This is a genomic window from Pectobacterium wasabiae CFBP 3304, from assembly GCF_001742185.1.
In the GTDB taxonomy this organism is placed as follows: domain Bacteria; phylum Pseudomonadota; class Gammaproteobacteria; order Enterobacterales; family Enterobacteriaceae; genus Pectobacterium; species Pectobacterium wasabiae.
This window is the reverse complement of sequence record NZ_CP015750.1, coordinates 2,716,409-2,728,820: the sequence shown is the minus strand read 5'-3', so window position 1 is coordinate 2,728,820 and position 12,412 is coordinate 2,716,409. Positions and strand designations below refer to the sequence as shown.

Annotated in this window: 11 protein-coding genes; 5 read left to right on the top strand and 6 right to left on the bottom strand. The window is 52.9% G+C overall.

Going from position 1 to position 12,412, the window contains the following annotated elements; all coding sequences use genetic code 11:
• Positions 1–75: 75 nt before the first annotated feature.
• The 3 genes from ptsH to crr all read left to right on the top strand — a co-directional run bounded on the left by ptsH (position 76) and on the right by crr (position 2,767).
• On the top strand, positions 76–333 hold the full coding sequence (gene ptsH, locus A7983_RS12355; protein ID WP_005971891.1) for a phosphocarrier protein Hpr: 258 nt from the start codon (positions 76–78) through the stop codon (positions 331–333).
• Between the two features lie 46 nt (positions 334–379).
• Positions 380–2,107, top strand: coding sequence for a phosphoenolpyruvate-protein phosphotransferase PtsI (gene ptsI, locus A7983_RS12350; RefSeq protein ID WP_005971888.1), 1,728 nt, complete (start codon positions 380–382; stop codon positions 2,105–2,107).
• A 150-nt stretch (positions 2,108–2,257) separates the two neighbouring features.
• Positions 2,258–2,767, top strand: coding sequence for a PTS glucose transporter subunit IIA (gene crr, locus A7983_RS12345; RefSeq protein ID WP_005971886.1), 510 nt, complete (start codon positions 2,258–2,260; stop codon positions 2,765–2,767).
• 66 nt (positions 2,768–2,833) lie between these two features.
• Here the strand turns inward: crr and A7983_RS12340 are convergent, their stop codons facing one another.
• Both A7983_RS12340 and A7983_RS12335 read right to left on the bottom strand, forming a co-directional pair.
• A complete protein-coding gene (locus A7983_RS12340; RefSeq protein WP_005971883.1) occupies positions 2,834–4,201 on the bottom strand; it encodes an ATP-binding protein in 1,368 nt (455 codons plus the stop codon).
• Positions 4,201–4,881, bottom strand: coding sequence for a response regulator transcription factor (locus A7983_RS12335; protein ID WP_005971881.1), 681 nt, complete (start codon positions 4,879–4,881; stop codon positions 4,201–4,203). The genes A7983_RS12340 and A7983_RS12335 overlap by 1 nt, the downstream gene beginning before the upstream one ends.
• A 245-nt stretch (positions 4,882–5,126) precedes the next feature.
• Between A7983_RS12335 and A7983_RS12330 the strand changes: the two genes are divergently transcribed.
• Positions 5,127–6,323 (top strand): efflux RND transporter periplasmic adaptor subunit, encoded by a 1,197-nt coding sequence (locus A7983_RS12330; protein WP_005971879.1) that lies wholly within the window; start codon positions 5,127–5,129, stop codon positions 6,321–6,323.
• A 3-nt stretch (positions 6,324–6,326) separates the two neighbouring features.
• On the top strand, positions 6,327–8,276 hold the full coding sequence (locus tag A7983_RS12325) for a MacB family efflux pump subunit (RefSeq protein WP_005971878.1): 1,950 nt from the start codon (positions 6,327–6,329) through the stop codon (positions 8,274–8,276).
• A 35-nt stretch (positions 8,277–8,311) separates the two neighbouring features.
• On the opposite strand, the gene cysM is transcribed toward A7983_RS12325, so the two are convergent.
• The 4 genes from cysM to A7983_RS12305 are packed head-to-tail and all read right to left on the bottom strand — an operon-like array spanning position 8,312 to position 11,970.
• The gene (gene cysM / locus A7983_RS12320) at positions 8,312–9,193 is read right to left on the bottom strand and encodes a cysteine synthase CysM (RefSeq protein ID WP_005971876.1); all 882 of its coding nucleotides are present in this window, start codon (positions 9,191–9,193) and stop codon (positions 8,312–8,314) included.
• Positions 9,194–9,242: 49 nt separating this feature from the next.
• Entirely contained in the window at positions 9,243–10,109 is an 867-nt protein-coding gene (cysW, locus tag A7983_RS12315; RefSeq protein WP_005971874.1) for a sulfate/thiosulfate ABC transporter permease CysW, read from the bottom strand.
• Positions 10,109–10,942 carry a sulfate/thiosulfate ABC transporter permease CysT gene (gene cysT, locus A7983_RS12310; protein WP_005971871.1) on the bottom strand — a complete coding sequence of 278 codons (834 nt, stop codon included), beginning with the start codon at positions 10,940–10,942 and terminating at the stop codon, positions 10,109–10,111. The genes cysW and cysT overlap by 1 nt, the downstream gene beginning before the upstream one ends.
• Positions 10,942–11,970, bottom strand: coding sequence for a sulfate ABC transporter substrate-binding protein (locus tag A7983_RS12305; RefSeq protein ID WP_005971868.1), 1,029 nt, complete (start codon positions 11,968–11,970; stop codon positions 10,942–10,944). Before A7983_RS12305 ends, cysT begins: the two co-directional genes overlap by 1 nt.
• Positions 11,971–12,412 lie beyond the last annotated feature (442 nt).

The following is a 12,412-nucleotide window of genomic DNA, read 5'->3' as shown; positions in this document are numbered from 1 at the left end:
ACAGGCTAAAGTTCAGTGAATCAGCTAAACTTTAGTTCCACAACATTAATCTAATCCATAAGTTGGGGAAAAAACATGTTCCAGCAAGAAGTGACTATCACCGCACCAAATGGCCTGCACACTCGTCCCGCTGCTCAATTCGTCAAAGAAGCCAAAGGCTTCACCTCCGAAATCACCGTGACGTCTAACGGCAAGAGCGCCAGCGCCAAGAGCCTGTTCAAATTACAAACACTCGGCTTAACCCAAGGAACTGTGGTTACTATCGCTGCGGAAGGCGAAGACGAACAAAAAGCGGTTGAACATCTGGTTAAACTGATGGCAGAGCTCGAGTAACCGACGGGTCTTTTTAGTGAACATCAGAATCGAGTAAGGTAGGGTTATGATTTCAGGCATATTAGTATCACCGGGAATTGCTTTTGGTAAGGCACTGTTACTGAAAGAAGATGAAATTCTCATCAACCGGAAAAAAATCTCTGCGGATCAGGTAGAACAGGAAACTGAACGTTTTCTGACTGGCCGTTCCAAAGCATCCGCACAGTTGGAAGCTATCAAGAAGAAAGCGGGCGAGACGCTGGGCGCAGAGAAAGAAGCCATCTTCGAAGGCCACATCATGTTGCTGGAAGATGAAGAGTTCGAGCAGGAAATCATAGCCCTGATTAAAGATGAACATGCTTCCGCCGATGCCGCCGCGTTTTCCGTTATCGAAAACCAGGCCAAAGCGCTGGAAGAACTTGATGATGAATATCTGAAAGAACGCGCCGCAGACATGCGTGATATCGGGAAGCGTTTGCTACGCAACATTCTCAATATGACCATCGTCGATCTGGGCGATATTCAGGATGAAGTGATTCTGGTCGCAACGGATCTGACACCGTCAGAAACCGCACAGTTGAATCTGGACAAAGTGTTAGGCTTCATTACCGATATCGGTGGCCGTACCTCTCACACCTCCATTATGGCCCGTTCGCTGGAACTGCCTGCGATCGTCGGCACGATAGATGTCACTCGTCAGGTCAAAAACGGCGACTATCTGATTCTGGATGCGGTCAACAACAAGATCTATCAGAATCCGACTGCGGATAAGATCGAAGAATTAAAAGCCGTTCAGCAGCAATACCACGCTGAAAAATATGAGCTGGCTAAGTTGAAAGATCTGCCAGCTATCACGCTGGACGGTCATCAGGTTGAAGTCTGTGCCAACATCGGCACCGTGCGTGATGTCGCGGGTGCGGAGCGTAACGGCGCAGAAGGCGTTGGCCTGTATCGTACCGAATTCCTGTTCATGGATCGTGACTCGCTGCCGACCGAAGAAGAGCAATTCCAGGCGTACAAGGCCGTTGCCGAAGCCGTTGGTGCACAGGCCGTCATCGTCCGTACCATGGATATCGGCGGCGACAAAGACCTGCCTTACATGAATCTGCCGAAGGAAGAGAACCCGTTCCTTGGCTGGCGTGCTATTCGTATCTGTTTGGATCGCAAAGAAATTCTGCATGCTCAGTTGCGTGCCATTCTACGCGCGTCCAACTTTGGCAAACTGCGTATCATGTTCCCGATGATCATCTCCGTGGAAGAAGTACGTGAGCTAAAAGCTGAACTGGAGATGCTGAAAACGCAGCTACGAGAAGAAGGTAAAGCCTTCGACGAAAGCATTGAGGTCGGCGTGATGGTTGAAACGCCTGCCGCCGCCGCCATTGCTTCTCATTTAGCCAAAGAAGTCGACTTCTTTAGTATTGGGACAAATGACTTAACCCAGTATACTCTGGCAGTTGATCGCGGTAATGAGCTGATTTCTCATCTCTATAACCCGATGTCCCCCGCCGTCCTTACCCTGATTAAGCAGGTCATCGACGCGTCTCACGCCGAAGGCAAGTGGACAGGGATGTGCGGTGAGCTCGCCGGTGACGAACGTGCTACACTACTGTTATTGGGAATGGGTCTGGACGAATTCAGTATGAGTGCGATCTCTATCCCGAGCATCAAGAAAATCATCCGTAATGCGAATTACGAAGATGCGAAGGCGCTGGCGGATCAAGCACTAGCTCAACCGACAGCACAAGAATTAAGCAATCTGGTGAGCCGCTTTATTAAAGAAAAAACGCTCTGCTGATTCTGCTTTACCTAATAGGTTTCAAGGTGGCAATCAGCACCCCCGACAGTCGATACCGTCGCCGTCGGGGTAGCGAAAAAACGCAAATGCCACAACAACTTGAAAGATTAGGGTATGCGCTGGCCCAATATTAATGCTTAGGAGAGAATCATGGGTTTGTTCGATAAATTGAAATCTCTGGTTTCTGACGATAAAAAAGACACTGGCAGCATCGAAATCATTGCCCCGCTGTCCGGTGAAATCGTCAATATTGAAGATGTTCCTGATGTCGTATTTGCAGAGAAAATCGTCGGTGATGGCATTGCGATCAAGCCAACTGGCAACAAAATGGTTGCACCAGTAGATGGCACCATCGGCAAAATTTTTGAAACCAACCATGCGTTTTCCATCGAGTCTGACAGCGGCATTGAGCTGTTTGTGCACTTTGGTATTGATACCGTTGAATTGAAAGGCGAAGGCTTCAAACGCATCGCCGAAGAAGGCCAGCGCGTGAAGAAAGGCGATCTCGTTATCGAGTTTGACCTGGCTCTGCTGGAAGAAAAAGCGAAGTCTACTCTGACACCAGTGGTTATTTCCAACATGGATGAAATCAAGGAATTGACCAAACTGAGTGGTACGGTTGTTGTCGGTGAAACACCGGTTATCCGTATCAAAAAGTAAGCCTTTCCTCTACGGATGGTTTACTACGTTTGCACGAAACGGCACCAGGATGGTGCCGTTTTCGTTTCAGGCTTTCCAGCGCGGTACACACAGGCGAATCACTAATCCGCACTGCTCACCATTATCCGCCTCAATATGCCCACCGTGCGCCAGCACAACCTTTCGGGCTATTGCCAGCCCCAATCCATAGCCCTTGCCGGACAGCGGCGAATCAACACGAATGAAAGGATCAAAAATACTGGAGAGCTTACTTTTCTCTACGCCAGGCCCCTGATCGACAACCTGAATCATCCATTCCTGCTCATTGCCAATGAGCGACACGGCAACCGGCTGTGCAGGAGCAGAAAAACGTAGCGCGTTGCGCATGACATTATCGACCGCCCTGCGCATCAGCTCCGCGTTGCCTTTGACCGTGTAGTCTTCATCTTCATCCGCCGCGAGCAGGATTTCAACGCCGGTGACCTGTGCTTCATAACGCGCATCATTTACCACGGCTGTCACTAACCCCAGCAAATCGAAATAAGCCTCCTCAATGCCGGAATGCTCCGTGCGCGATAGCGTCAACAGTTCACCAATCATCTTATCCATCAGCAGTGCCTCACGTTCGATACGCTGCAAGGAATTCTCCAGGTTGTCTGGGTTCTGCCTCACCAGCCCGATAGCAAGCTGCAAACGCGCCAGCGGAGAACGTAGCTCATGCGAGACATCATGAAGCAGTTGTTCGCGCGTGCTGGCCAGGCTGTCCAGTCGTTCGACCATGGAATCAAAATCGCGTGCCACGTCGCTGATTTCATCATGGCGCTTGCGCATCACTGGCAGCAGACGTACGTTCAAATCGCCTTGCGCAACCTGATCAAAACCGGCACGAATCTGGTTCAACGGGCGAGCTAAACTCCATGCCAGCACCGAACTAAATAGCAAACCGCCAAACCCCGCAATAATGACAAACGGCGCTGGCACATTGAGAAATTCAACGGGACGAGGAGGACGAAATTCACTGCGCAGCCGCTCGGCGTCATAACGTATCTGATACCACTTTCCTGCCGGGCCACTAACCTGCTTGATAACGTAAGTGGCCCGCTGCGCGCCACGTTTATCCAGCGTGAAAGCATCGTCGAGCAGGGCGTTCTGTGGTGAGGCGGCGAGATCCTGTTCCGACAGCGGGAACGGTGACGCCGTGATGGAAATGTATTGTTGATCCTCTTCTGGCAGCAGCGATATCACATCGTTGAGTTCGCCCAAGCCACCATGTTGTAACGCCGCAGCCACTATTTCTGTTTGCACTGTCGCAATACGCGATACCACCATCTCTTCCAGCGGTTTATGGCGATCTCCGTCCAGAGAAAAAGCCAACCACAGCAGTTGAGACATAACGAGGAACGTCAGCCAGAATCCCAGCAATATCTTCCAGAAAAGCCTTCCACGAATCATCATCAGCGAATCCGGTATCCGACGCTGCGCACGGTTTCAATCGTCATCGTGTTGCCCGACAATGCCCCAAGCTTCTGACGAATATTGCTGATATGTACGTCTACGCTGCGGTCATAAGCCTCACGGCGACGCCCCAGACATTTTTCAGACAGTTCATCTTTTGACACCACCCGCTCGGGGAAACGCAATAGCAGTTCCAGCAAATTAAATTCAGATGCCGTCAGATCAAACGGCTTCCCGCGCCATGCGCTGATGCGCGTCGCAGGGTTCAATACCAGTTCACCACTGGCCGCTGCGCTTTCGTCCCGTTTCGTACTCGGCTGCTCGTCATAGCGACGTAGCACCGCCCTCAGTCGCGCCACCAGTTCACGCGGGTAGCACGGCTTGGGCATATAGTCATCCGCCCCCATTTCCAGACCGATGACCCTATCGATATTATCCCCTCTCGCCGTCAGCATAATGATGGGTAACTGCTCGGTTTTTCTGATCTGGCGCAGTACATCAATCCCACTCATATCCGGTAGCATGACATCCAGAATCATCGCGGTGTAATCCCCCGACATTGCGCCATCGACGCCCTCTTTGCCCGTCAGCACCCGGGAGGTCGAAAATCCTTCCGCATTCAGATATTCACAGAGCATATCGCCCAGCTCTACGTCATCATCGACCAGTAAAATATTCATATTCTGTCCTTATTAATCGGGTCCCTGCATAATTCGATTTGTAGAAAAAACACACAAGCAACGTAAAATATGACGGTATATATGTTGTATTCTCAGGCCTGGCGTTAATATTCGCAGCCAGATTTACGTAATCCTTACCATTTCTTTCAGCAAAGATTACCGCTACCTTTACGGACTCAGGGTAAATTACTCACCTGCGCTATTTACTCCCGTTGATACGCACTTATTAAGGACAACTCCCCCTGATGCAATCACGATTTTTTACACGACGCCGTATCACGATCGCACTTGGCCTTATTGCTATTGCCGTGCTTATTCATCTGTTTTTCAGCAAGCCATCGCCCGTGCCAAACGCGGTCACCACCGCCGCAGAGATCGCGGATCTCGAACAAACGGTACTCGCCGATGGAAACATTGAGGCGCAGAAGCAGGTTAGCGTCGGCGCTCAAGCCTCGGGGCAAATCAAAGCGCTGCACGTCAAATTGGGTGATAAGGTGAAAAAAGGGCAATTGATCGCCGAGATTGATGACCTCACCCAGCAGGACACATTAAAGAATGGCGAAGCCGCGCTAAAAAACGTTCAGGCCCAGCGAGCAGCCAAACTAGCGGAATTGCGTAATAACGAATTAAGCTGGCAGCGTCAGCAAATGCTGATGAAGCGCGGAGTGGGCGCTCAGGCCGATTACGATAGTGCGAAGGCAACGCTTGATGCCACCAGAGCCAATATCGACGCGCTAGACGCTCAAATCGTTCAGGCGCAGCTCACCGTTAACACCGCCAAGGTGAATCTTGGGTATACCCAAATTCGCTCACCGATGGAGGGCACGGTGGTAGCGATTCCGGTTGAAGCAGGCCAGACGGTGAACGCGATCCAGACTACGCCGACCATTGCCAAAGTCGCTAATCTGGACACCATGACCATCAAGGTAAAAATCTCAGAAGCCGACGTCGTTAAGGTGAAAACCGGCATGCCGGTCTGGTTCAGCATTCTGGGCGAACCGAATAAGCGTTATGAAGCGACGTTGAGTTCGATAGAGCCCGCGCCGGACTCTATCAACACAGACTCGGCAACCACATCATCCAGCACAGGCAGTTCCAGTTCCTCATCCAGTACCGCAATTTATTACAACGGTCAGTTCGATGTGCAAAACCCTGATGGCGTATTGCGTATTTCGATGACGGCGCAGGTCAATATTCTGCTGTCTTCGGTGAAAAATGCCATCGTCGTCCCTGCGACAGCGTTAACCTTGCGCAATGGCATGTGGTACGTGCAGGTCGTCAATGCGAACAAAAAGGTTGAATCACGTCTGGTCACGCTTGGCCTCAATGATAACGTGCGCACCCAGATCCGTTCGGGGCTCAGCGTCGGGGAGCAGGTCGTTGTCAGCCCCTCCCCCGGCGATGTAACCTCCACGCATCCCGGCCCGCCAGTGGGGATGTAACGCATGTCCACATCTTTGCTTAAACTGACTGGTATCACCCGCCGTTTTTCCAACGGTGAACAGGACGTTACCGTTCTTAAAGATATTAATCTGACCATCAACCAGGGAGAAATGGTGGCGATTGTCGGTGCATCAGGCTCGGGAAAATCCACGCTGATGAATATTCTCGGCTGCCTGGATAAGCCGTCCGCCGGTGACTATCAGGTGGCAGGGCGCGCCGTTGGCGAACTGGATAACGATCAGTTGGCCGAACTGCGCCGCGAGCATTTTGGCTTTATTTTCCAACGCTATCACCTGCTTGGTGACCTGACGGCGCTCGGGAATGTTGAAGTCCCTGCGATTTATGCCGGGAAGAGTCGGCTGGCGCGCCGTCAGCGGGCAGCAGATCTGCTAAGCAGACTGGGGTTGGAAAATCGCCTTCACTATCGACCCAGCCAGCTTTCCGGTGGCCAACAGCAGCGCGTGAGTATCGCGCGGGCGCTGATGAATGCTGGCGGTATCATTCTGGCGGATGAACCGACCGGGGCGCTGGACACCCACAGCGGCAACGAAGTCCTGGGCATACTTCGCGACCTGCATAAACAGGGCAACACCGTTGTGATCGTCACGCACGATATGACGATCGCCGAACACGCGCAGCGCATCATCGAACTGCGCGATGGTGAAGTGATTGCCGATCGGCAAACGCGTCCCGAAGAAGCCACCGCGCCGTTACCTAAAACCGCGTCGCCTACCACCTCGGCTCTGAATCAGTTCAAAGATCGCTTTATTGATGCCTTTAAAATGGCGCTACTGGCGATGAATGCACAGCGGATGCGCACCTTCCTGACCATGTTAGGGATTATCATCGGCATCGCGTCGGTCGTCTCGGTAGTCGCACTGGGAAAAGGTTCGCAGGAGCAGGTGCTGGCCGATATCAACTCGATGGGCACAAGCACGCTGGAAATTTTTCCCGGCAAAGGCTTTGGCGACATGGATGCCAGCGCGATCCAGACGCTGCGCGCCAGCGATATTCAACCACTGACACAGCAGCCCTACGTGCATAGCGTCACGCCCTCAATCTCCACCAGCGTCACCATGCGCTACGGCAACATTGCCGTTTCCGCTAGCGTTTCTGGGGTTGGCGAACAGTTCTTCACCGTGCGCGGCTACACGTTGGATCGCGGCGTGCTTTTCCCGCGCAGCAGCGTCGATCAACTGACGCAGGATGCGGTGATTGACAAAAATACGCGCGATAAGCTGTTTCCCCACGGCGAGGACCCCATTGGGCAAGTGATTTTGCTGGGCTCACTACCCGTGCGGATTATCGGTGTCGTCAGCAAGAATCAGGGCGGCTTCGGCAGCGATGAAAATCTGAACGTTTGGGTGCCATACACCACGGTGATGAAGCGCATGGTCGGGCAGTCCTACCTGAGAAGCATCACGGTGCGGGTAAAAGACAATATTGATATGAACATCGCCGAGAAGAACATCACCACGCTGCTGACGCAGCGGCACGGTACGAAAGACTTCTTTATCATGAACACCGACAACATCCGCCAGATGATCGAGAAAACCACCACCACACTCGCACTGCTGGTGTCGATGATCGCCCTGATTTCGCTGCTGGTCGGCGGTATCGGCGTGATGAACATCATGTTGGTGTCTGTCACTGAACGAACCCGAGAGATCGGCGTTCGCATGGCGGTTGGCGCACGCACCAGCGACATCATGCAGCAGTTTCTTATCGAAGCGGTGCTGGTTTGTCTGTTCGGCGGCATAATCGGCGTGGGGCTGTCGCTAGCTATCGGCGTGCTGTTCGCACAATTCAGCAGCAATTTCGCGATGATCTATTCCAGCGCCTCGATTATTGCCGCGTTCCTGTGCTCCAGCCTGATCGGCATTATCTTTGGCTTCTTCCCCGCCCGTCGCGCGGCACGGATGGAACCGATTCACGCGCTGGAACGGGAATAGTCAACGCACATGCAACTTGAAGTACGACGAGTAGGTTAATCAAATACCCCGGTAGACAGATACCGATCGCCGCGATCGCAGGCGATCGCCACAATCACGCTACCGGGGTTTTCCGCCGCAAGCCGCAGTGCGCCAGCCACCGCTCCACCGGAACTGACGCCGCAAAAGATGCCTTCCTGACGCGCCAACTGCCGCAGCGTATTTTCGGCTTCCACCTGTGTCATATCCAAAATACGATCGACCAGATCGGCGCGAAAGATGCCCGGCATGTAGTCCGGCGTCCAGCGCCGAATGCCGGGAATGTGGCTCCCTTCCGCAGGCTGTAGCCCAACCGTACAAATTGCCGGATTCTGCTGCTTCAGATAACGGCTGACGCCAGAGATCGTACCGGTTGTCCCCATGCTGGAAATAAAATGGGTCAGCTTCCCCGCCGTCTGTTGCCAGATTTCTGGACCCGTCGTGAGAAAGTGCGCCAGCGAATTGTCTGGATTATTGAACTGATCGAGCGTTTTCCCTTCCCCCGCCAGCACCATCTGTTTCGCCCGATCCCGTGCGCCTTCCATCCCTAGTTTGCGGTTGACCAACACCAGCTCCGCACCGTAGGCACGCATCGCGGTCTGGCGTTCATAGCTCATATTGTCCGGCATCAACAGGCGTAGTCGATAGCCTTTTACCGCCGCGATCATCGCCAGCGCAATACCGGTGTTCCCACTGGTCGCTTCGATCAGCCTGTCGCCGGGAACGATATCCCCGCGATCTTCTGCCTGCTGGATCATAGAAAGCGCAGCACGATCTTTTACCGATCCAGCGGGATTATTCCCTTCCAATTTCAGCCAGATTTCGCTGTTTAACCCCTGCGTCACACGCTGCAATTTCACCAGTGGGGTATTGCCAATACACTGCTCAAGCGTCGTCACAAATTGAGTCCTAAAAAAACTCACGCCTGCTGCGTGAGTGAGATAAAAGTTAGTGTTTATTCATTTGCCGTTTTACACGCCACTGAATAGCGCTTTTGATAAACAGCGTCAGTATCGCCATCACGGTTAGCAGCGCCGCCGCGGTAAACGCGCCCACGCTGTTATAATCCTGATGCAGTAATTCAACCTGTAGCGGCAACGTGTAAGTTTCGCCACGAATCGAGCCCGATACGACGGATACCGCGCCAAACTCGCCAATCGCACGGGCATTGGTCAACACGACGCCATAGAGCAGCGCCCAGCGGATATTCGGTAGCGTCACCTGATAGAACACCTGCCAACCTGATGCGCCGAGTAGTACAGCAGCCTCTTCCTCTTGGCTGCCCTGACTCATCATCACCGGAACCAACTCCCTGACCATAAACGGGCAGGTCACAAATATTGTCACCAGCGCAATACCTGGCCAGGCAAACATCAACTGTAGCCCCTGCTCATCCAGCCAGCCGCCAACCGGGCCATTAGTGTTGTAAAAGAGTAGGTACAGCAAACCGGCGACCACTGGTGAGACAGCAAAAGGAATGTCGATCAGCGTAAGCAAGAGTTGTCGCCCCGGAAACTGAAAGCGTGTAACCAACCACGCGAGCAGCGTGCCAAAGACCAGATTCACTGGTACAACAATCGCGACCACCAGCAGCGTGAGGCCAATCGCATGCAGCATGTCGGGATCGCTCAGATTACGCCAGACGCCTCCCAGCCCATGCGCCAGCGCAGCGGCAAAAATTGACACCAAGGGGATGACCAACATGATGAGCGATAATATCACGCCCAGCGCAATCAGCGCGGTTCTCGCCCAGTTGCGCGCCTGCCGAACAGGCTGAGATTGACGCCGCGGCGTCACAGTAGGAATCTCTGCCATTACACGCTCCGAGTCCGTTGACCAAAACGGCTTTGCAGCACGTTGACAGCAAACAGTATCAATAAGGACGCGGCTAACACGACAGAGGCAATCGCGCTGGCAGCAGGGAAATCAAACTCCTGCAAGCGGATAAAAATCATCAGCGAAACGACCTCTGTTTGCCAGGCGATATTCCCTGCAATAAAGATAACCGCGCCAAACTCACCCAGACTGCGGGCAAACGACAGCGCGGTGCCGGTTAATAGCGCTGGCGTTAACTCTGGTAAAATGACGTAACGAAAACACTGCCAGCGATTCGCCCCCAGCGTTTGCGCCGCCTCTTCATATTCTGGCCCCAGATCTTCCAACACCGGTTGCACGGTACGCACCACAAAAGGAATGCTGGTGAACGCCATCGCAACCGTGATACCCAGCCAGGTATAGGACACCTTAATGCCGTATTCTGCCAGCCATGCACCGTACCAGCCGGTCGTTGAAAACAGCGCGGCCAGCGTCAGCCCCGCGACGGCGGTGGGCAGAGCGAAGGGTAAATCCATCAATCCATCCAGAAAGGCACGACCGGGAAAACGATAGCGTGTCAGAATCCACGCCATTAACAGGCCGAATCCTGCATTAAAGACCGTCGCCAGCCCCGCAGCCAAGAGCGTTACTTTGTAGGCCGCCACCACCTGCGGATTAGATATCACCGCCCAGTACTGCGCCAGACTCATTTCTGAGAGTTGCATCACCAGCGCACTTAAGGGCAGCAGCAGAATCAGACAGACAAACAGCAGGCTGCTGCCCAGACTCAGCGCGAATCCCGGCAGCACCCGCTTACCCGAACCCAAAGACATTACTGACGACCAGCCGCCAGCAGTTTATCCAGTTCACCACCGGTGTCGAAGTGGGTTTTCATCACCTGTGGCCACGAGCCAAACTGATCTTCAACTCGAAACAGTGTGGTTTCTGGGAAGCGAGATTTTAGCGTTTGCGCCAGTTCGGGGTTATTCACACGGTAGTAAAAATCGGTGATCACCTTTTGTGCTTCTGGACTATAGAGATAATTCAGATAGGCTTTTGCCGCCTGCTCCGTGCCATTCTTCTCGACATTCTTATCGATCCACGCCACGGGGAATTCCGCCAGTACGTTGACCTTCGGAACGATCACTTCGTAGTTCTCGGCACCGTACTGGTTACGAATGTTATTCACCTCAGATTCAAAACTGATCAACACATCGCCCAGTTGGCGATCCACAAACGTGGTGGTTGCACCACGACCGCCGGTATCAAATACCGCGACATTCGCGAGGAAACGCGTTATCCATGCGCGAGTTTTGGCGTCATCGCCGCCGTTAGCTTTACTGGTCGCGCCCCAGGCTGCAAGGTAGGTATAACGGGCATTGCCGGAGGTTTTCGGGTTCGGGAAAATCAGTTTTACGTCATCACGTACCAGATCGTTCCAATCGTGAATCCCTTTTGGGTTACCTTTGCGAACCAGAAAAGCCATGGTGGAATAGAACGGAGAGCTGTTATTCGGTAAACGTGCCTGCCAATCAGCGGGAATCAGTTGCCCACGATCGTGGAGGATCTGGACGTCCGTCACCTGATTGTAGGTCACCACATCGGCCTTCAACCCTTGCAGGATAGCCAACGCCTGTTTAGATGAACCCGCATGTGATTGTTTGATTGTTAGCGGGTCGTTGGGATACTGCGACAACCACTGCTTTTCAAAGCCGGGATTGAGCGCCACAAATAGCTCACGAGACACATCATAAGAGCTGTTCAACAGCTCGGTAGCGGAGACAGCACTCTGCCCGCCCAGCAGCAATGACAGCGCCAGAGAACCTTTCACCAGCCAGCCTTTCACCTGTACTTGATTCATCTTATGTCCTGCCAGAGTTAGAGCCTATTCGGTAGGCTTTGTTATCGGGGCCGTTTCATAGCCGTTTTTGTATATACCCTAAATAATTCGAGTTGCGTGACAAAACGTTAACGTTTTGAACAACGCTCTGCGTTGACCCTTTAGGGCAAGGCTCATTTATGGCCTTGTAACGCGGCAACCGAGCGAATCCCCAGGAGCTTACTCAGGTAAGTGACTGGGGTGAGTAAGGGCGGCCAACGCACAAGCAGCTTGAAGTATGACGGGCATAGCGCAAATCAGTGTAGGGGAAGTGCTGGTTAACATATAACCTTTATATATAATATTTCGGAGTTTTTAAGCGCTAAAGGGCATAACGTCACAGCGAGAGATAACAGGGAAAAAGGAGGAGAGAGAGGAGAAGAAAGCGCGGCAATGTAGCCGATGAAAAGAAGCAGAAAAAACC